Genomic DNA, 18,294 nt, shown 5'->3' with positions numbered 1-18,294 from the left:
CGGGGCGGCTGCCGTCGTGGTGACGCCCGGTCAGCGGACGGCGTTTTCCAGCCATTCGCCGTCGATCTCGCCTTCGGCGACGATCACGGCCGGTCCGGTCATCTCGATCTCGCCGTCGGGCCGCTCGGTGATGACCAGGCGCCCACCGGGCACGTCCACGGTGTACGTCGCCGGGGTGCCGGTGACGGCCGGGTCGACGCCGTCGCGCCGCGCGGCGGCCACGGCGACGGCACACGTGCCCGTGCCGCAGGAACGGGTCTCGCCGGAGCCGCGCTCGTGCACGCGCATGGCGACGTGGCGGGGGCCGCGGTCGACCACGAACTCGACGTTGACCCCGTCCGGGTAGGCCTGCGCCGGGCTGACCGGGGGCGCGTCGAGCAGCCGGCCCGCGTGCGCGAGGTCGTCGACGAAGGCGACCGCGTGCGGGTTGCCCATGTTCACGTTCCGCGCGGGCCAGCTGCGCTCGCCTACGGTCACCGTGACCTCGCCCTCGGGGAGGCGGGCCCGGCCCATGCCCACGGTGACGTCCCCGTCCTTCGCGAGGTGGACGGAGCGCACGCCCGCGCGCGTGGCGATCGTGAAGTCACCTTCGGCCACATGTCCGGCGTCGTGGAGATAGCGGGCGAACACACGGACGCCGTTGCCGCACATCTCGGCCACCGAGCCGTCGGCGTTGCGGTAGTCCATGAACCACTCGGCCTCGTCCGCCATCGCCTTCGCCTCCGGGTGCGCGGCGGACCGCACGACATGCAGCACCCCGTCACCGCCGAGACCGGCCCGGCGGTCGCACAGGGCGGCGACGGCGGCCGGGGTCAGGTCGAGGGCGTTCTCGGGGTCCGGGACGATCACGAAGTCGTTCTCGGTGCCGTGGCCCTTGAGGAAGGGGATGCGCGTGCGCGTGCTCATGCCTCGATCGTACGGGGTGGGTACGACACTCCGCGGCGCGGCGAGCTAGCCGCGCAGGCGGGCCACGCGCCACACCGCGAGGACGGCCACCACGGCGACCAGCAGCATGTACGCGAGGACGACCCGCCAGTCGACCCGGCGGCCGGAGCCGCGCGGGGGCAGGCCGGGCCAGGTGTAGCCCACGCGCCGGGCGGCCGTCATGCCCCAGCCCGCGGCACAGCAGCAGATCAGCAGGCCGAGCATCGCGATGACGGCACCGCTGTCACCGAAGTCGAAGGCGAGCGGGAAGGCGAACATCAGCGAGCCGACGGCGGACAGCCCCACGATGGGCGCGAGCTGCCAGATGCGCAGCCGGCGCTGCGGGCGCAGCTCGACCTCGACCTCGGGCCCGCTCTCGTACATCTCCTCGGGCGCCGGCCCGTCGGCGGTCACGCCGTCCGGGGACTCGTCGGGGCCGTCGTCGGACAGCGGGTCACCGAGGAGGCGCTCCTCGGCCGGCCGGTGCTCGTCCAGCCCGTCGCCGGGCAGGTCGCGGGTGAGCTGCTCGTCGCCCAGGCGGTCGCCGTCCAGGCGGTCCCCGGCCGTCGGGTCGCCGGCCGCACGGTGCCCGGCCGGTCCGCACTCCGTCGCACGGGCCGCCCCGGCCGGGTCCGGTTCGTCACCCGCCGTGGTGACGTGCTCGGCACCTGGTGCGGTGTCGCGAGGGCCGGCCTCCATCGCCACGCGCCCTCCCCACTAGGTTCCACTTGGTCGATCGAAGCTCGATGATGGCACGGCGCCGAAGGCCCCGATGACCGGCGGCGCATCCCGATGCCATCACGTGATCAGGCTGTAACCGGTCGTTCGACCAACGCGAGGGCCCGGTGCGGAAGTTCCTCCCGGGCGGCCGCGGCCCCACTCAACCAGTGCACCCTCGGGTCGCGCCTGAACCACGAATCCTGCCGGCGCGCGAAGCGCTTGGTCGCACGCACGGTCTCGGCCCTGGCCTCCGCGTCGGTGCATTCCCCGGCGAGCGCCGCGAGCACCTGCTGGTAGCCGAGCGCGCGCGACGCCGTGCGCCCCTCGCGCAGGCCCTGCGCCTCCAGCGCGCGCACCTCGTCCACCAGACCGGCCTCCCACATCAGGTCGACGCGGCGCGCGATGCGCTCGTCCAGCTCCGGACGCTCGACGTCGACACCGATCTGAACGGTGTCGTAGACCGAGTCGTGTCCGGGCAGGTTCGCGGTGAAGGGCCGGCCGGTGATCTCGATCACCTCCAGCGCCCGGACGATCCTGCGGCCGTTGCTGGGCAGGATCGCGCGGGCCGCCTCCGGGTCGGCGGCGGCCAGCCGGGCGTGCAGGGCGCCCGGGCCGCGCAGCACCAGCTCCTCCTCCAGCCGGGCGCGGACCTCGGGGTCGGTGCCGGGGAACTCCAGGTTGTCCACGGCCCCGCGGACGTACAGGCCGGAGCCGCCGACGAGGATCGGCCAGCGGCCCTCGGCGAGCAGGGCATCGATCCGGGCGCGGGCGAGCTTCTGGTACTCGGCGACGGAGGCGGTGACCGTCACGTCCCAGATGTCGAGCAGGTGGTGCGGTATGCCGCCGCGCTCTTCGGGCGTCAGTTTGGCGGTACCGATGTCCATCCCCCGGTACAGCTGCATGGAGTCGGCGTTGACGACCTCGCCGCCGAGCTGCTGGGCCAGAAAGACGCCGAGATCGGACTTTCCGGCCGCGGTGGGTCCGACGACGGCGATGACGCGGGGGGTGGGGGGTGCACTGCTCACCGCACCAGTTTCGCAAACCTCCGGGTGGGCTCTCGAACGAGTTACGTGACGCATGGGCTTTTGCGTCGTTGCCCGTGGCGAGATACCGCCTCCGAATCAGGGAGGCGGTGACCCCGGCGGCGCAACCGTACGCACCGGGTGACGCGGGAATTCGCCCGCACGAGTACCGTATGGAGTGAATATGGGCGTGTTTGCTCGGTTCTTCGGCAAGTCGAAGGCGACTCCGGAGACGCCGGACGCCGTGGCGCAGACCGGTGTGGAGCCGGACGGAGCCGAGGCGGAGGAGGTGGAGTCGGCAGCTGTGGAGGAGACTGCTTCGGCGGAGGCGAAGGGTACGACCGAGGACGAGTGCGACGGGCGTGAGGACGCCACGGCGCAGTCCGGTGTCGGCACCGGTGCGGACGAGACGTCCGACGGCTCCGGTATCCCCAAGCAGCAGTCCGCCGAGGAGGCCGCCGACAGCGCGACCAGCGAGGGCGCCCGCAGGTAACTGTCCCGCGAGGGAAGGTGGACCATGGGTCTGTTGGACAACATGAAGGCCAAGCTCGGCCCGGCCAGGGACAAGGTGTCGGACCTCGCGCGACAGCACGGGGACAAGGTCACGCACGGCATCGACAAGGCCGCGAAGGCCGTCGACGAGCGGACCAAGGGCAAGTACAGCGACAAGATCCACGCGGGCACGGGCAAGGCCAAGGAGGCGGTCGACCGCCTCGCGCACAAGGAGGGCACCGGCCCCGAGACGGACGGGACCGACCCGGCGGCGCCCACCCGGCCGCAGGAGCCGCCCACGGCTTCCTGAGCCTCGGACGGCGCCCTTGCGGCACGGGGCACGGGTATCGGCGGACGGTCGCGGAGCAGCGCCAGCAGCTCCCGGCCGTCCGCCGTCTCATGGGCGCGGCCTCATGGGTGCGGCAGGCTTCTCCGGGGACGGGGCGGGCGGTCCCGGGACCGCATCGGATGCCCTAGGACCAGGTGGCGACGACGTATCCGACGCCGTACGGCGCGTCCTCGTACAGCAGCGCGCCGGCCAGGTCCGCGCCCTCGGCGGCACCGGCCAGGACCTGCCAGGGGGCCCGGCCGGAGGCCTTCAGCTCGTGGGCCAGCTCGGGGTCCAGTGCCCGGACGGCCGCCAGGTCCGCCGTGCCCAGCGCCCGCGCGACCCCGGCGTCGAACGGGGCCGCCCGCTCGTCCAGGTATCCCGGCGCCTTCAGCGTGCGGCAGGCGCTGGCGTCTCCCATCACCAGCAGCGCCACCCGCCCGGCCCGGGCGCCGATCTCCCGCCCGGTCGCGAGACACCGTTCGGGGGCCAGCGGCTCCCCCACGCCGAGTCCCGCGATCGGGGCGTCCGCCCAGCCGGTCCGCTCCAGCAGCCAGGCTCCGACGGCGAGCGACGGCGGCAGCTCCCGCCCGGGGACGGCGTCCGTGGCCCGGCCCAGGCGTACGGCGGCGTCGACCCCGAAGCCGCGGAAGGAGCCCGGGGTGCCCTGCGCGAACGGTCCGCGCCCGCTCCGCTCGGCGGGTCCGACGACCACCAGGAGGTCCGGGCGGGCGGCGACGAGCACGCCCAGCGCGTCGGCGCAGGCCGCACGGGCGGCGTCCAGCTCGGGCGCGGCGCCCGCGGCGACCTCGGGTACGAGCAGCGGTGGGCAGGGACAGGCTGCGGCGGCTACAAGCATGACCGGCAGCGTACGCCGCACGACCGCCGACGGCCGTGTCAGTCCGCGACGGGCATCGACCTGACCACGCGGACGCCCCGGCCCCGTACCGCCCCTCTTCGCGGCAGGCCCTCAGTCGCAGCCGCAGCCGCTTCCCGCCGCGGCCGGCAGCGGCTCCGGGACGCCGATCTTCGGCAGGCCCAGCATGACGCCCGCGGGCTTGGCGGCCTCGGCGGCGTTGCGCTTCTCCCAGGCGTCACCCGCGCGCGTGCGGCGCACGGAGAGGACGGGGCCCTCGGCGAGGAGGTGGTGCGGGGCGGCGTAGGTGATCTCGACCGTGACGACGTCGCCGGGGCGGACCTCCTGGTCCGGCTTGGTGAAGTGGACCAGCCGGTTGTCGGGGGCGCGGCCGGACAGGCGGTGCGTGGCGCCGTCCTTGCGGCCTTCGCCCTCGGCGACCATCAGCTCCAGCGTGCGGCCGACCTGCTTCTTGTTCTCGTCCCAGGAGATCTCCTCCTGGAGGGCGACGAGCCGCTCGTAGCGCGCCTGGACGACCTCCTTGGGGATCTGGCCGTCCATGGTCGCGGCGGGGGTGCCGGGCCGCTTGGAGTACTGGAAGGTGAAGGCCTGCGCGAACCGGGCCTCGCGCACGACGCGCATGGTCTCCTCGAAGTCCTCCTCGGTCTCGCCGGGGAAGCCCACGATGATGTCGGTCGTGATCGCCGCGTGCGGAATGGCGGCCCGCACCTTCTCGATGATCCCGAGGTAGCGCTCCTGGCGGTACGACCGGCGCATCGCCTTGAGGACCGTGTCCGAGCCGGACTGGAGCGGCATGTGCAGCTGCGGCATCACGTTCGGGGTCTCGGCCATGGCCGCGATCACGTCGTCGGTGAAGTCGCGCGGATGCGGCGACGTGAACCGGACGCGCTCCAGGCCCTCGATCGTGCCGCAGGCGCGCAGCAGTTTGCTGAAGGCCTCGCGGTCGCCGATGTCGGACCCGTACGCGTTGACGTTCTGGCCGAGCAGCGTGATCTCCGAGACGCCCTCGGCGACCAAGGCCTCGATCTCGGCGAGGATGTCGCCGGTACGGCGGTCCTTCTCCTTGCCGCGCAGGGCCGGGACGATACAGAAGGTGCAGGTGTTGTTGCAGCCGACGGAGATCGACACCCAGGCCGCGTACGCGCTCTCGCGCCGGGTCGGCAGGGTGGAGGGGAACGCCTCCAGCGACTCGGCGATCTCGACCTGCGCCTCCTGCTGCACGCGCGCGCGTTCCAGCAGGACCGGGAGCTTGCCGATGTTGTGCGTGCCGAAGACGACGTCCACCCAGGGTGCCTTCTGCACGATGGTGTCCTGGTCCTTCTGCGCGAGGCAGCCGCCGACCGCGATCTGCATGCCGGGCCGCGAGGCCTTGCGCGGCGCGAGCCGGCCGAGGTTGCCGTACAGCCGGTTGTCGGCGTTCTCGCGGACGGCGCACGTGTTGAAGACCACGACGTCGGCATCGCCGTCCGAGCCCTCCGGCGCCCGCACGTACCCGGCCTCCTCCAGCAGCCCGGACAATCGCTCGGAATCGTGGACGTTCATCTGGCACCCGTAGGTACGCACTTCGTAGGTCTTGGGTCCCTGCACGTCCACTGCCCGGCTCCGGTCGCTGCTGCTGGTCATGGGTCAAGGGTAGGCGCTGCTCGGGGTGACGGGGATCGGCGGGCCGACGGGGTGCGGGGATCCAGCGGGCCGATGGTTCTCCGGGTCCTGCGGGTGCGTGGCGCCGGCGGTCGGGTCGGCCGCTGCGGAAACCGGGTGGAGGGGGCGTGGGCCTTGTGCCTAGGGTCGCGGAATGAGTACACGTACGTTCCGGATCACCGTCCGCGGTGCCTTCGACGGCCTCAGCGACGCTCAGCGGGCCGCCCTGCTGGCCGACGCCGCCGCACACGATGTGCTGCGCGCCGCGTTCACACCCGAGGGCAGTCTCACCTACGACATCGCCGCCCGCCCCGCCTTCGTCTTCCGCTTCTCCGGCACCGGCGAGGAAGAGGAGGACATCCTGGAGGCGACCGAGCGGGCCGAGGAGGCGGCGCAGAACTGGCTGACCGAGCGCGGCTACGGCTTCAAGAACCTGCGCTCCAGCGCCGAGGACCTCTCCCAGGCCCCGATGGGCAAGCGGCAGCGGCGCGCGGCGCGATACGGCGGAGCATGAGCTTGAGTACTCAAGGATCCTGCAATGGATTCCGGAGAGCTCGGCAGTGGCTTCCGGAGAGAGCGGGGCGGCGATGAGTGACACCCTCGACGCGACCCTGCGCCTGGTCAGGGCGCAGGCGGCGCTCGTACGGCGCTTCGACTCCCGGCTGAGCGGGCTGCACGGGGTCAGCCTCGCCGACTTCACCCTGTTGCTGCGGCTGGGACAGGCGCCCGGCGGACGCATGCGCCGGGTCGATCTCGCCGAGGCCCTCGGCCTGACCGCTTCCGGGGTCACGCGCGGGCTGGCCCCGCTGGAGCGCATCGGGCTGGTGACCCGTGAGCCGGACGCCCGCGACGCGCGCGTGGCCTACGCGTCGCTGACCCCGACGGGGCGCAGACGGCTGTCGGAGATGCGTACCACGGCCGAGGAGACCGCCGCCGAGGTCTTCGGCGCCCGGGCATGGAGCGGCGAGGACGTCGCCCTGCTGTCGGGGCTGTTGACCCGGCTCGGCGGCGCCGGCCTCGACGGCCGCTGAGCCCCGGGCGGTTGCGAAGCCCCCGGGCGGCCACGGTCCGCCCGGGGAGGCCGCCGTGACGGGCGGCCACCCGCAACACCGGTACATGCGGGCGCACTTCGGCCATGGACGGCCCGAACACGCCGTGTCACAGCTCACGTTCAGTTGTGGCCGGACGGTGAGGGAGTGATGGATGCGGCGTGGCATGCTCATGTTTCGACATCGAGTTACCGGCCGGTACCGCCGCTGAGCAGACCGCCCGCCGGCATCTCTCTGCCACCCCCCACTCCACCCGGGACCGACCTTGCGCAGACGCACGAGGCACAGGTACGCCCTGCTGCCCGCCCTCGCCGTGACCACCCTCTTCCTCGCCACGGCCTGCTCCTCGTCCGCACCGCACGCCGAACCGGCGTCGGCAGCCGGACACGGACAGCCCTCCACGGCCCCTGTCCGTGCCACCGACGGCACGGACCGCTCACTCGCCGTCGCCGCCGCTCCCGCCGCCCCCGCGACAGCCACGGCGGGCCCGCCGGGCACCGGGCAGCGCGCGCATCGGACCACGCTGGCCGTCGCCTCGTACGACAGCCGCACACGACGGGCCGTACTGTCCAACGAGTCGTCTCCACAAAGGAGTTCGACAGCCACCCCCTCGCACTCTCCCTCAGCCTCCGCCCCGCCCTCTCCTTCCGGTAGTTCCCCGGGTGTCGCGCACCGGACCGCCGTGGGCGACGTGATCGCCAGCGCGCCCGCGCCCGGCGCGCCGCACGGACTGCTCGCCGAGGTCACCAAGGTGATCGGCGAGACGGACCGGGGCACGCAGGTGCAGACGGCACCGGCCACGCTGAACGCCCTGCTCGGTGACGCCACCGCGAAGGGCGACGTGCCGGTCGACCCCTCGTCCTTCGCCGTCGAGAAGCTGCTGCCCGGGGTGAAGGTGTCCTGGGCCAAGGCCGGTGACGTGCGCGTCGGTCCGAAGGGCGCGACCGTGCCGCTCGGCAGCCTCCGGCTCGACGTGAGCGCCGCGGTGCCGTCGGCGAAGGACGGCCCGGTGTCGGCCAGTGCCTCCGTACACGGCTTCGTCCAGGTCGCCCCGCGGGTGGACTTCGCCTACGGCGGCACCGGCACCGGAGTGGCACCCGGGTCGGCGTACCTCGGCGTGTCCGGTCGCTGGACCTCCGGCTGGTCGGTCGGGGGCCGGGCCGCCGCGACGACGGGCGCGCCGCTGCGCATCCCGTTCGCCACGCTGCACGCCGATCCCGTCCTCCAGGTCGGTCCGGTCCCCGTCGTCGTCAACCTCGGCCTGACCTGTTACATCCAGCTCAGCGGTGACGGGCACGTCACCGTCGACGTCGAGCAGAGCCTCAAGGGCTCCTTCACGGCGGGCGGCACCTTCGGCCCCGCCAAGGGCTGGACGCCGGTCAGCTTCTCGGACATGACGAGCACACCCGTACACGCCTCCGTCACCACCGCCGGGCAGCTGAAGACGGCGCTCGGCGCCGAGGCCTCCGTCGGCCTCTACGGCGCCGTCGGCGTCACCGCCGACCTGGCCCCGTATCTGCGCGGCGAGGCCTCCGGAACGGTGGTCACCGGCTCCCCCTCCACGTCCACCGGCACGGGCGGGGTGAAGGCCTTGATGGCCTGGCGCGTGTACGGCGGCGTCGATCTGTCCGGGACGCTGCGGCTCCAGCTGTCCGTGTTCGGCACGCCGATCATCCACCGGGACATCCCGCTGGGCGCACTGCACCGCGAGTGGAAACTGGCGGGCGGCACCCTCAAGACCCCCTAGGCCCCCTGGGCGCCCGGCTCCGCCGGTATCCAGCCCTGGCCGCGCAGTACGGCCGAGACGTCCGGGGCGCGGTAGTGCTCGCCCTTGAGGACCTTGCCGTCGGCCCGGCGGGCGACCTGCCCGTCCGGGCCGATCTTGCTCATGTTGGCGCGGTGGATCTCGGCGATCACCTGGTCGAGGTCGATGCCGTGGACGAGCGCCGTGCCGTAGGCGACGTAGACCACATCGGCCAGTTCGTGCGCGAGCTTGTCCAGCGGGCCGTCGACCGCGACCTCGGCGACCTCCGCGGCCTCCTCCGCGAGCAGTTCCCCGCGGTGCGCGGCCAGTTGGGGGTCCACCTCCGCCGGCGTGCTGCGGGCGTCGAGGCCGAAGGCATGGTGGAACTCACGGACGAGGCCGGCGGGCGAATTGCTCATGCGTCGACTCTAACGGCCGCCACTGACAGCGCCCCGGCTCTCCTCCTCGCCCCGGGAGCGACCCCGGCCCTGGTCATGGGCACGCCCCGGCTGGCAGGATCGCCGCATGCCGAAGTTGTTCCCCCGGCTCGGCAGGCGCCGGGCGCTGCCGGTCGCGGCCGCCGGGGCCGTGCTGCTCGGGCTGCTGCTGTGGTGGCTGCTGCCCCTGGGCGAGAAGCCGCCGAGCGGGACGATCGTCTTCAGCACGGGCACGTCCTCGGGGGTCTACCAGGAGTACGGCGAGCGGCTGCGCACCGAGCTGGCCAAGGACATGCCCGGGCTGAAGGTCGACCTGCTCGGCAGCGCCGGTTCTCAGGAGAACGTGCAGCGGGTGGCGACCGGCAGGGCCGACTTCACCATCGCGGCGGCCGACGCGGTGGAGACGTACGAACTGGCGCACGGCAGCGGCGCCGGACGGCTGCGCGGGGTGGCCCGGCTCTACGACGACTACGTGCATCTCATCGTGCGCAGTGACTCGGACATCCGGAGCGTGGCGGACCTGCGGCACAAGCGGGTGGCGACCGGGCTGCCGGACTCCGGGGTGCGGCTGATCGCCGACCGGGTGCTCACGGCCGCCGGCATCGACCCGCACCGGGACATCACCGCGGCCGGCGACGGCATCGACACCGGGCCCGAGCGACTCCGGCAGAACAAGATCGACGCGTTCTTCTGGTCCGGCGGACTGCCCACCAAGGGACTGGTCGGGCTGGCGAAGAAGGCCGCGTTCAGGTTCCTGCCGATCGACGGCGACCTCGTCACCAAGCTGCACGACGAGGGCCAGGAGAACCGCTACTACCGGGCCACCAGCATCCCCGAGTCGGCCTACCCGGTCGTACAGCAGGGCAACGAGGTGCCGACGATCGCCGTCGCCAACCTCCTGATCACCCGCACGGACGTGGACCCCCGGCTGACCGAGTGGCTGACCCGCACGGTCATCAAGAGCCGCGACGGCATCGGTGCGCACGTCCACAGCGCGCAACTGGTCGACCTGCGCACCGCGATCTACACGGACCCGCTGTACCTCCAGGAGGGCGCCCGGCGGTACTACCGCTCGGTGAAGCCGTGAGGCGGCCGGAGCGGGGCGGGCCTGCGGGAGCCCGTCGCTCAGTGCTCCGCCTGCCGTGGCACCCGCACCGTCACGCGCAGGCCGCCCGGTTCGTGGTGGTCGTAGCTGATCGAGCCGCCGCCCGCCATGAGCAACGCGCGCGTGATGGACAGGCCGAGGCCCGAGCCCTTGATGTTCTGATGGCGGCCGCTGCGCCAGAAGCGGTCGCCCACGCGCGCGAGTTCCTCCTCGGTGAGGCCGGGACCGGTGTCGGTCACCACGACCGTGCAGGTGTCGCCGTCGGCTGCCACGGTGACCACCGCCGTGCCGCCCTCGGGGGTGAACTTCACGGCGTTGTCGATCACCGCGTCCAGGGCGCTGGACAGGGTGATCGGGTCCGCCCAGCCGGTCGTGGGCGGGCACTCCCCGGTCAGCCGGACGCCCTTCGCGTCGGCGGCCGGCGACCACGCGGCCATCCGCTCCTCGGCGAGCGCGCCGACGTCGGTCAGGCTCAGGTCCGCCTCGGCGTGCTCGGCCAGCGCCAGGTCGAGCAGGTCGTCCAGCACCTGCGCGAGACGCTTGCCCTCGGTGCGGACCGAGGCGATCTCCTCGTTGCCCTCGGGGAGTTCGAGGGCGAGCAGCTCGATGCGCAGCAGCAGCGCCGAGAGGGGGTTGCGCAGCTGGTGCGAGGCGTCGGCGACGAAGGCGCGCTGCTGCTCCAGCACGTCCTCGACGTTGTCCGCCATCTCGTTGAACGACCGGGCCAGCCTTCTGAGTTCCGGCGGTCCGCCGGCCGCCGCGACCCGCGACTTCAGGCGTCCGGTGGCGATGTCGTGGGTGGTGGCGTCCAGGACGCGGACCGGTCTGAGCACCCAGCCGGTGAGCCGTAGCGCCGCTCCGACGGCCAGCAGCATCGCCGCGCTCTCGCCGGCCGCGATGAGCAGCCAGCTGTGCAGGATCCGTGACCGCATCTGCCCGGTCGGCGAGTCGGTGACCACGACCGCGACGACGTCCCCGTCCCGGATCACCGGCGAGGCGACGACCAGCCGGCTGCGCTGCCACGGCCACACCTGCCGCGGATCGTGGCTGCGCCGGCTGAGCAGCGCCTCCTCGAACGCGTCCCGGACCTCCCCCTTCGGCGGTACGAGCCAGTCGGCAGGGGCGTTGGCCATGGCGGAGCCGTTGCGGTAGAAGACACCGGCGTTGATGCCGTAGACGCCGTAGTAGCTGTCGAGTTCGCTGCGCAGCGCCGCCAGGCGCTCGTCCGTGCCCGTGCGGCGGGACCCGCCGGGGCCGCCGGTGACGAACTGGGCGAGCGCGGCGAAGCGCGCCGTGTCGTCGATCCGGTCGACGACGACCTTCTGCTGCTGGGCGGCGGCCACGCTGATGGCGAGCGGCAGACCGAGAGCGAGGAGTACGGCCGCCATCAGGACGATGAGCAGCGGCAGCAGACGTGCGCGCACCCGGCCCCGCTAGGCGGCCGGCGCGACGAGCCGGTAGCCGACGCCGCGTACGGTCTCGATCAGTGCGGGCATGCGCAGTTTGGCCCGCAGGGAGGCGACATGCACCTCCAGGGTGCGGCCGGTGCCCTCCCAACTGGTGCGCCAGACCTCGCTGATGATCTGTTCCCGCCGGAAGACGACGCCCGGACGCTGCGCGAGCAGGGCGAGCAGGTCGAACTCCTTGCGGGTCAGCTGGACGACCGCACCACCCACCGTGACCTGGCGGGTGGGCAGTTCGATGCGCACGGCACCGAGGAGCAGCGAACCGTCGCCGCCGGGGCCCGCGTCCTCATGGGCGGTGCGCCGGCTGACGGCGTGGATCCGGGCGAGCAGTTCCCCGGTGTCGTACGGCTTCACGACGTAGTCGTCGGCGCCCAGGTTGAGCCCGTGGATGCGGGAGCGCACGTCGGAGCGGGCGGTGACCATGATCACCGGGGTACTGGTGCGCTTGCGGATCTTGCCGCAGACCTCGTATCCGTCCTGGTCGGGCAGACCCAGGTCGAGCAGGACGACACCGAAACCGTCACTCTCGGGGACGAGTGCCTGGAGGGCTTCCTCGCCGCTACGCGCGTGCGTGACCTCGAAGCCGTGCCGCGCGAGGACGGCGGACAGGGCCGCGGCAACGTGGTTGTCGTCCTCGACGAGCAGCAGTCTCATCCCGGCCCCCTCCGGTTCAGCGGTCGTACGGTCTCGGTTCTCGTGCGACTTGTAGGTGCACGCGCGCGTGCACCATGGCAGTGACGCCGATGGACAAGGACGGCGTCAAGAGGGTTCCGGTTGCCTGTCGCTTCCGTTATCCGGCCGATACGCGCGCGGGGAACATGTGCTACGACACGTGTCCGTTTGCTATCGGATCGTGATGCTCAGATCTCCCTCAGATGTGATGACGCAGGTCACAGCGGCTCATTACTGTCCTCCGAAACCGAGCAGGACGGAGCCCGAGAGCGATGACCGAAGCAGCGCTGGCCAAGGAAGACACGGTCACGTCCGACGAACTGGTCGTCCTGAAGAGCGTCAACAAGCACTTCGGCGCGTTGCACGTGCTCCAGGACATCGACCTGACGATCGCCCGTGGCGAGGTCGTCGTGGTCATCGGGCCCTCGGGGTCCGGAAAGTCGACTCTGTGCCGCACGGTCAACCGCCTGGAGACGATCGACTCCGGCACCATCACGATCGACGGAAAGCCCCTGGCCCAGGAGGGCAAGGAGCTGGCCCGGCTGCGGGCCGACGTCGGGATGGTGTTCCAGTCCTTCAACCTCTTCGCGCACAAGACCGTGCTCGAGAATGTGATGCTGGGCCAGCTCAAGGTCCGCAGGACCGAGAAGCGGCAGGCCGAGGAGAAGGCCCGGGCACTGCTCGACCGGGTCGGGGTGGGCACCCAGGCCGACAAGTACCCCGCCCAGCTGTCCGGCGGCCAGCAGCAACGCGTGGCGATCGCGCGGGCGCTGGCGATGGGCCCGAAGGTCATGCTCTTCGACGAGCCGACCTCGGCCCTCGACCCCGAGATGATCAACGAGGTCCTCGAGGTCATGCAGCAGCTCGCCCGTGAGGGCATGACGATGATCGTCGTCACCCACGAGATGGGATTCGCGCGCTCGGCCGCGAACCGGGTCGTCTTCATGGCCGACGGCCGCATCGTCGAACAGGCCACGCCCGAGCAGTTCTTCAGCAACCCGCGCAGCGACCGGGCCAAGGACTTCCTGTCCAAGATCCTGCACCACTGAGGGCTGCGCCGGCCCGGCCCTCCTACCCGGGTCGCCTTTCCCGACGGGTCTCGTTCCGCACCATTTTCGAAGGATGTTCAGCATGCAGCTCCGCAAGGTCACCGCCGCCTCGGCCGTCGCCCTCGCCCTCGCCGTGACCGCCACCGCGTGCGGCGGCGGCAAGAAGGACGATTCCTCCGGCGGCGGCAAGAAGATCGCCATCGGCATCAAGTTCGACCAGCCGGGCCTTGGCCAGAAGACCCCGTCGGGCTACGCCGGCTTCGACGTCGACGTGGCCACCTACGTCGCCAAGAAGCTCGGTTACGGCGCCGACCAGATCGAGTGGAAGGAGTCGAAGAGCGCCGACCGCGAGACCATGCTGCAGCGCGGTGACGTCGACTTCATCGCCGCCACCTACTCGATCACCCCGGAGCGCCAGCAGAAGGTCGACTTCGCCGGCCCGTACCTGCTGGCCCACCAGGACGTGCTGCTGCGCGCGGACGACACGAAGATCAAGGCCGCGGCGGACCTCAACGGCAAGAACCTGTGCTCGGTGGCCGGCTCGACCTCGGCCCAGAACCTCAAGGCCAAGCTGGCTCCCAAGGCGAACCTCCTGACGTACCCGACCTACTCGGCGTGTCTGTCGGGCCTGCAGAGCGGCGCCATCGAAGCCCTCACCACGGACGACTCGATCCTCGCCGGTTACGCCGCCCAGGCCCAGTTCAAGGGCAAGTTCAAGCTCGGCGGCTTCAGGATGACCAACGAGAACTACGGCATCGGCGTCAAGAAGGGCAGCGCCCTCAAGGCCAAGGTCAACAAGGCTCTTGAGGAGATGGTCTCCGACGGCTCCTGGGAAGCGGCCGTGAAGAAGAACTTCGGTCCGGCCGACTACAAGAACGAGCCCGCCCCGAAGATCGGCGACATCAAGAGCTGAGGCAGCGCCTGCCGGTGCGCCGTCGCTCCTGACGGTGGCGGCGCGCCGGGGCATCCTTACACGCGGAAGCGCGGGAGATCGTGTTCGACTTTCTTGACAAGTACGACGTACTGGGCGCCTTCTGGACGACGGTGCAGCTCACGCTGCTGTCGGCCGTGGGCTCCCTGGTCTGGGGCACTCTGCTGGCCGCCATGCGGGTGGGCCCGGTGCCGCTGATGCGCGGTTTCGCCACCGCCTACGTGAACATCGTGCGGAACATCCCGCTCACGGTGATCATCCTGTTCTCCTCGCTCGGCCTCAGCAACACACTGGGCATCAATCTCGGCGGGCAGGGCTTCGACACGATCAACTTCCGGCTGGCCGTGCTCGGCCTGATCCTCTACACCGCGTCGTTCGTGTGCGAGGCGATCCGGGCCGGCATCAACACGGTGCCGGTCGGCCAGGCGGAGGCCGCTCGGGCCATCGGTCTCAGCTTCATCCAGGTACTGGGTCTGGTCGTACTGCCGCAGGCCTTCCGCGCGGCCGTCGGCCCGCTGACCAACGTGCTGATCGCGCTGACGAAGAACACGACGGTGGCCGCCGCGATCGGCGTGGCGGAGGCGGCCTTCCTGATGAAGAAGATGATCGAGAACGAGGCGCAGCTGCTGGCCATCTCCGCGGTCATCGCCTTCGGGTTCGTCTGCCTGACCCTGCCGACGGGGCTGATCCTCGGCTGGGTGGGCAAGAAGGTGGCGGTGAAGCGATGAGCTCGGTCCTGTACGACGCCCAGGGCCCCCGCGCCAAGCGGCGCAACATCCTGTACACGGCGGTCTTCCTGATCGCCCTCGCCGCCCTCGGATGGTGGGTGTACACGGCCCTCGACGACAAGGGACAGCTGGCCTGGTCGCTGTGGGAGCCCTTCTTCAGCGGCACCGAGGCGTACTCGACGTACATCTGGCCCGGTCTGGAGAACACCCTGAAGGCGGCCGCGCTGGCGATGGTCATCGCGCTTCCGCTGGGTGCCGTCCTCGGCATCGCCCGGCTCTCGGACCACGTGTGGGTGCGCGTCCCTGCCTCGATCGTGGTGGAGTTCTTCCGGGCGATCCCCGTCCTGGTCCTGATGATCTTCGGGCTCGCGCTCTTCGCCCAGTACACCGGTGTCAGTTCGGACGACCGTCCGTTCTACGCGGTCGTCACCGGTCTGGTGCTGTACAACGCCTCGGTGCTCGCCGAGATCGTCCGTGCGGGCATCCTCGCCCTGCCGAAGGGGCAGTCCGAGGCGGCCCTGGCGATCGGCCTGCGCAAGGGTCAGGTGATGCGGCTCATCCTGCTGCCGCAGGCGGTCACCACGATGCTTCCGGCGATCGTCAGCCAGCTGGTGGTCGTCGTGAAGGACACCGCCCTCGGCGGCGCCGTCCTCACCTTCCCCGAACTGCTGGCCTCGGCCAACACGATGAGCGGCTACTACGGCAACATCATCGCCTCGCTGGCCGTCGTGGCCGTGATCTACGTGATCATCAACTTCTCGCTGACCTCGTTCGCGAGCTGGCTGGAGGGCCGGCTGCGACGGCGCAAGAAGTCGGCCGGCGCGGTGCTGGCGGTCGCGGACCTGGCGGACATCGCGGGCACGGCAGGCACGGGCGCCGACACGGCCGGCTCCGGCGCGGGCATCGGCGACGTCGGCGCCCGGAAGTGACGGTCACTCACGTCGTGTGAGTGGGGGTGCGGAGAACGCAGCGCACCCGGAGAACCCGGAGAACAGGGAGACCGTGGAGGAGCCGAATCCGGCCGCGGTGGGCGGCACCGTCGGTACCGGTGGCGCCGCCTGACACCTCGGCACTCACCCGTACGGGCCCCAGGGGCAGTGGCATGATCGCCACTGCCCCTCGTCGCTTGACGCAAACTCTGCCAATGGGTTGCATACGTTCTGTGATCGTGCACCCCGCTTCACCTTCTTGTTCACCGTCGTCCGTCGAGGCACCGCTGCGGGCAGGGGGCGCCGCGCCGTGGACCCGGTGATCGTCGTCGGAGCGGGCCCCGTCGGGCTCACGCTCGCCCTGGCGCTGGCCCGCCAGGAGGTGCCGTCCGTCGTCCTGGACGAGGGGCCCGGCAAGGACGAACCCCGCCCCGCGCGCACCGTCGTGCTGCGCGAGGACACGGCCGCCCTGCTGCAGCGGCTGACCGGAGTGCCGCTCGACGGCTACGGCATGCGCTGGGCCGGATGGCGGTCCCTCCGGCGCAAGCAGGTGATGAGCGAGGTCGACTTCGCCGAGGCGGACCCCGCCGCCCCGCTGCACATCGCCCAGCACGTCGTCACCGCCGCCCTGCGCACGGCCGTCGCCGACGAGCCCCTGGTGAAAATGGCCGTGGACAGCCGCCTGGACGCGATCGAGCAGGACCGTTCCGGCATCACCGCGCACTCCCGTGGCCCCAAGGGCACCTGGTGGCGCGGCAGTTACCTGATCGGCTGCGACGGCCCGCGCTCCACGGTGCGCAAACTCCAGGACATCCGCTTCCCGGGGCGTACGGCGGTGGAGCGGCACGCGGTCGCCGCGCTGCGCGCGGAACTTCCGTGGGAGGGCCGAGCGTTGATCCATCGGACGCCGCCGTGGCGGCAGTCCGGGCCCTCGGCCGGGGAGGTGACCGCCCGCCCCCTCCCGGACGGTGTGTGGCGCCTGGACTGGCTGCTGCCGCCCGGCAAGGACCTGGTCACGCCCGAGACCCTGGTGGCCCGGATCCGCGAGACGCTCGCGGGCTGGACGGACGGCACCACACCGCCGTACGACCTGCTCGACACGGGTGTCCACACGGTGCACCACCGGCTGGCGCGCCGCTGGCGCGCGGGCCGGGTCCTCCTCGCCGGGGACGCGGCGCATCTGCTCGGCGCGCTCGGCACCCAGGGGCTCGACGAGGGCCTGCGGGACGCCGACAACCTCGCCTGGAAGCTGGCCCCGGCCTGGCACCACGGGCACCACGAGGCGCTGCTGGACAGCTATCAGGCCGAGCGGCGTGCGGCGGTCTCCGCCCGGCTGCGCGCCGCCGACCAGCTCCTGCCGGTGCTGCGCGGCGCGGGCGGGCTGCGCCAGATGGTACCGGGCGCGGCCCGGGGCCACGATGCGCTGCTGTCGGACGGCCACTTGGGGCGCGGGGCGCTCGGCGCACCGGGGACGTACACCGACTCACCGCTCGCGGCCCCGCCGCTGGACGGCCGGGTCCCGGTCGGGACCGTACCCGGCGCGCAGGTCACCGACGTCCGGGTCACCGCGGAGGACGGCTCGTTCGTCCGGCTGCGCGACCGGCTCGGCCGCGGCACCCTGCTCGTCGTGCTGATCGCGCCGGGCACGGGCGTGTGGGACCGCAAGCACTGGATGTCCGCCGGGGTGATGCCCCGGCTCGCGGCGGCCGTGACCGCGCTGCCGCACCCCGCCGAGCTGCTGGTCGCCGAGGAGTACCCGGGTGCACCGGCACACAGCGTGCTGCTCGTGCGCCCCGACGGCCATTTGGTCACGGCGCTGAGCGGGGTCCGGCCGGCCGACCTGTACTCGGCGGCGGAGGCGGCGGTGGGCGGCGCGGTGAACGAGAAGGAAGAGGCGGAAGCCGCCTCCGGCGCGCGCTGACCCGCAGGCCGATCACGCTCTGTCCACATGGTGACGGTGAGTTGACCGGAGTGCACGCGCATGCTGTACTCCGGACCATGACCGACACCTGCGTGCGCCTGTGGCGGAGGGTCCACATGGACCTCGTCCGCTACGCGGGCTGTGTGTGTCGTCCGTCCTGCTGAATTCGCTCCCCCTCCCTCTCCGGGCGCCGTCGTGCGCCCGTTTCCGCGAACCTCCAGGACGGTGCTCGTGTCTGCCTCCCCTGCTTCCGCGTCCC

20 protein-coding genes are annotated in these 18,294 nt (G+C 72.0%); 12 read left to right on the top strand and 8 right to left on the bottom strand.

Annotated elements, in window-relative coordinates; genetic code table 11:
• Positions 1-30 precede the first annotated feature (30 nt).
• From dapF to miaA, 3 genes are all read right to left on the bottom strand, one after another.
• Entirely contained in the window at positions 31-906 is an 876-nt protein-coding gene (gene dapF, locus BIV25_RS16565; RefSeq protein WP_071373103.1) for a diaminopimelate epimerase, read from the bottom strand.
• Between the two features lie 45 nt (positions 907-951).
• The gene (locus tag BIV25_RS16560) at positions 952-1,623 is read right to left on the bottom strand and encodes a hypothetical protein (protein WP_107486155.1); all 672 of its coding nucleotides are present in this window, start codon (positions 1,621-1,623) and stop codon (positions 952-954) included.
• A gap of 107 nt (positions 1,624-1,730) precedes the next feature.
• Positions 1,731-2,669: a tRNA (adenosine(37)-N6)-dimethylallyltransferase MiaA gene (gene miaA / locus BIV25_RS16555; RefSeq protein ID WP_071373102.1), complete on the bottom strand. Its 939-nt coding sequence runs from the start codon at positions 2,667-2,669 to the stop codon at positions 1,731-1,733.
• A 181-nt stretch (positions 2,670-2,850) separates the two neighbouring features.
• Here miaA and BIV25_RS16550 point away from each other — a divergent pair, with 181 nt between their 5' ends.
• Together BIV25_RS16550 and BIV25_RS16545 are read left to right on the top strand one after the other, a co-directional pair.
• A complete protein-coding gene (locus BIV25_RS16550; protein WP_256255858.1) occupies positions 2,851-3,159 on the top strand; it encodes a hypothetical protein in 309 nt (102 codons plus the stop codon).
• Positions 3,160-3,183: 24 nt separating this feature from the next.
• Positions 3,184-3,468 (top strand): antitoxin, encoded by a 285-nt coding sequence (locus BIV25_RS16545; protein WP_071373101.1) that lies wholly within the window; start codon positions 3,184-3,186, stop codon positions 3,466-3,468.
• A gap of 163 nt (positions 3,469-3,631) precedes the next feature.
• On the opposite strand, the gene BIV25_RS16540 is transcribed toward BIV25_RS16545, so the two are convergent.
• Both BIV25_RS16540 and miaB read right to left on the bottom strand, forming a co-directional pair.
• A complete protein-coding gene (locus BIV25_RS16540; protein WP_071373167.1) occupies positions 3,632-4,345 on the bottom strand; it encodes a class III extradiol dioxygenase subunit B-like domain-containing protein in 714 nt (237 codons plus the stop codon).
• Between the two features lie 111 nt (positions 4,346-4,456).
• The gene (miaB, locus tag BIV25_RS16535) at positions 4,457-5,986 is read right to left on the bottom strand and encodes a tRNA (N6-isopentenyl adenosine(37)-C2)-methylthiotransferase MiaB (RefSeq protein ID WP_107486154.1); all 1,530 of its coding nucleotides are present in this window, start codon (positions 5,984-5,986) and stop codon (positions 4,457-4,459) included.
• Positions 5,987-6,158: 172 nt separating this feature from the next.
• Here miaB and BIV25_RS16530 point away from each other — a divergent pair, with 172 nt between their 5' ends.
• The 3 genes from BIV25_RS16530 to BIV25_RS16520 all read left to right on the top strand — a co-directional run bounded on the left by BIV25_RS16530 (position 6,159) and on the right by BIV25_RS16520 (position 8,800).
• The gene (locus tag BIV25_RS16530) at positions 6,159-6,518 is read left to right on the top strand and encodes a DUF6204 family protein (protein WP_071373099.1); all 360 of its coding nucleotides are present in this window, start codon (positions 6,159-6,161) and stop codon (positions 6,516-6,518) included.
• Between the two features lie 73 nt (positions 6,519-6,591).
• Positions 6,592-7,035, top strand: a complete 444-nt coding sequence (locus tag BIV25_RS16525; RefSeq protein WP_071373098.1) for a MarR family winged helix-turn-helix transcriptional regulator — start codon at positions 6,592-6,594, stop codon at positions 7,033-7,035.
• A 283-nt stretch (positions 7,036-7,318) separates the two neighbouring features.
• Positions 7,319-8,800, top strand: a complete 1,482-nt coding sequence (locus BIV25_RS16520) for a hypothetical protein (protein ID WP_071373097.1) — start codon at positions 7,319-7,321, stop codon at positions 8,798-8,800.
• Here the strand turns inward: BIV25_RS16520 and BIV25_RS16515 are convergent.
• The gene (locus BIV25_RS16515; RefSeq protein ID WP_071373096.1) at positions 8,797-9,216 is read right to left on the bottom strand and encodes a MazG nucleotide pyrophosphohydrolase domain-containing protein; all 420 of its coding nucleotides are present in this window, start codon (positions 9,214-9,216) and stop codon (positions 8,797-8,799) included. The genes BIV25_RS16520 and BIV25_RS16515 overlap by 4 nt on opposite strands.
• Before the next feature lie 106 nt (positions 9,217-9,322).
• Here BIV25_RS16515 and BIV25_RS16510 point away from each other — a divergent pair, with 106 nt between their 5' ends.
• Positions 9,323-10,321 carry a TAXI family TRAP transporter solute-binding subunit gene (locus BIV25_RS16510; protein WP_071373095.1) on the top strand — a complete coding sequence of 333 codons (999 nt, stop codon included), beginning with the start codon at positions 9,323-9,325 and terminating at the stop codon, positions 10,319-10,321.
• Positions 10,322-10,359: 38 nt separating this feature from the next.
• On the opposite strand, the gene BIV25_RS16505 is transcribed toward BIV25_RS16510, so the two are convergent.
• Both BIV25_RS16505 and BIV25_RS16500 read right to left on the bottom strand, forming a co-directional pair.
• Positions 10,360-11,763, bottom strand: a complete 1,404-nt coding sequence (locus tag BIV25_RS16505) for a HAMP domain-containing sensor histidine kinase (protein ID WP_071373094.1) — start codon at positions 11,761-11,763, stop codon at positions 10,360-10,362.
• 9 nt (positions 11,764-11,772) lie between these two features.
• A complete protein-coding gene (locus tag BIV25_RS16500; protein WP_071373093.1) occupies positions 11,773-12,459 on the bottom strand; it encodes a response regulator transcription factor in 687 nt (228 codons plus the stop codon).
• A 290-nt stretch (positions 12,460-12,749) separates the two neighbouring features.
• Between BIV25_RS16500 and BIV25_RS16495 the strand changes: the two genes are divergently transcribed.
• The 6 genes from BIV25_RS16495 (at position 12,750) to BIV25_RS54365 (ending at position 18,199) form a co-directional block, all read left to right on the top strand.
• Positions 12,750-13,526 (top strand): amino acid ABC transporter ATP-binding protein, encoded by a 777-nt coding sequence (locus BIV25_RS16495; RefSeq protein WP_071373092.1) that lies wholly within the window; start codon positions 12,750-12,752, stop codon positions 13,524-13,526.
• Between the two features lie 82 nt (positions 13,527-13,608).
• On the top strand, positions 13,609-14,439 hold the full coding sequence (locus BIV25_RS16490; RefSeq protein ID WP_071373166.1) for a glutamate ABC transporter substrate-binding protein: 831 nt from the start codon (positions 13,609-13,611) through the stop codon (positions 14,437-14,439).
• An 80-nt stretch (positions 14,440-14,519) separates the two neighbouring features.
• Complete coding sequence (locus BIV25_RS16485; protein WP_071373091.1) at positions 14,520-15,185, top strand: amino acid ABC transporter permease; 666 nt, start codon at positions 14,520-14,522, stop codon at positions 15,183-15,185.
• A complete protein-coding gene (locus BIV25_RS16480; protein ID WP_071373090.1) occupies positions 15,182-16,114 on the top strand; it encodes an amino acid ABC transporter permease in 933 nt (310 codons plus the stop codon). Before BIV25_RS16485 ends, BIV25_RS16480 begins: the two co-directional genes overlap by 4 nt.
• Positions 16,115-16,424: 310 nt before the next feature.
• Positions 16,425-18,035, top strand: coding sequence for an FAD-dependent monooxygenase (locus BIV25_RS16475; RefSeq protein WP_071373089.1), 1,611 nt, complete (start codon positions 16,425-16,427; stop codon positions 18,033-18,035).
• A gap of 77 nt (positions 18,036-18,112) precedes the next feature.
• On the top strand, positions 18,113-18,199 hold the full coding sequence (locus BIV25_RS54365) for a putative leader peptide (RefSeq protein ID WP_313960178.1): 87 nt from the start codon (positions 18,113-18,115) through the stop codon (positions 18,197-18,199).
• Positions 18,200-18,294 lie beyond the last annotated feature (95 nt).

The organism is Streptomyces sp. MUSC 14 (assembly GCF_001866675.1).
Taxonomy (GTDB): Bacteria; Actinomycetota; Actinomycetes; order Streptomycetales; family Streptomycetaceae; genus Streptomyces.
The sequence above is the reverse complement of the archived record's forward strand: the minus strand, read 5'-3'. Positions and strand labels throughout refer to the sequence as shown.

What these genes read in the sequence shown, in the direction of transcription:
- dapF (WP_071373103.1), bottom strand. Translation starts at nt 906, where the DNA reads ATGAGCACGCGCACGCGCATCCCCTTCCTCAAGGGCCACGGCACCGAG.
- BIV25_RS16560 (WP_107486155.1), bottom strand. Translation starts at nt 1,623, where the DNA reads ATGGAGGCCGGCCCTCGCGACACCGCACCAGGTGCCGAGCACGTCACC.
- BIV25_RS16550 (WP_256255858.1), top strand. Translation starts at nt 2,851, where the DNA reads ATGGGCGTGTTTGCTCGGTTCTTCGGCAAGTCGAAGGCGACTCCGGAG.
- BIV25_RS16545 (WP_071373101.1), top strand. Translation starts at nt 3,184, where the DNA reads ATGGGTCTGTTGGACAACATGAAGGCCAAGCTCGGCCCGGCCAGGGAC.
- BIV25_RS16540 (WP_071373167.1), bottom strand. Translation starts at nt 4,345, where the DNA reads ATGCTTGTAGCCGCCGCAGCCTGTCCCTGCCCACCGCTGCTCGTACCC.
- miaB (WP_107486154.1), bottom strand. Translation starts at nt 5,986, where the DNA reads ATGACCAGCAGCAGCGACCGGAGCCGGGCAGTGGACGTGCAGGGACCC.
- BIV25_RS16530 (WP_071373099.1), top strand. Translation starts at nt 6,159, where the DNA reads ATGAGTACACGTACGTTCCGGATCACCGTCCGCGGTGCCTTCGACGGC.
- BIV25_RS16525 (WP_071373098.1), top strand. Translation starts at nt 6,592, where the DNA reads ATGAGTGACACCCTCGACGCGACCCTGCGCCTGGTCAGGGCGCAGGCG.
- BIV25_RS16515 (WP_071373096.1), bottom strand. Translation starts at nt 9,216, where the DNA reads ATGAGCAATTCGCCCGCCGGCCTCGTCCGTGAGTTCCACCATGCCTTC.
- BIV25_RS16510 (WP_071373095.1), top strand. Translation starts at nt 9,323, where the DNA reads ATGCCGAAGTTGTTCCCCCGGCTCGGCAGGCGCCGGGCGCTGCCGGTC.
- BIV25_RS16500 (WP_071373093.1), bottom strand. Translation starts at nt 12,459, where the DNA reads ATGAGACTGCTGCTCGTCGAGGACGACAACCACGTTGCCGCGGCCCTG.
- BIV25_RS16495 (WP_071373092.1), top strand. Translation starts at nt 12,750, where the DNA reads ATGACCGAAGCAGCGCTGGCCAAGGAAGACACGGTCACGTCCGACGAA.
- BIV25_RS16490 (WP_071373166.1), top strand. Translation starts at nt 13,609, where the DNA reads ATGCAGCTCCGCAAGGTCACCGCCGCCTCGGCCGTCGCCCTCGCCCTC.
- BIV25_RS16480 (WP_071373090.1), top strand. Translation starts at nt 15,182, where the DNA reads ATGAGCTCGGTCCTGTACGACGCCCAGGGCCCCCGCGCCAAGCGGCGC.
- BIV25_RS54365 (WP_313960178.1), top strand. Translation starts at nt 18,113, where the DNA reads ATGACCGACACCTGCGTGCGCCTGTGGCGGAGGGTCCACATGGACCTC.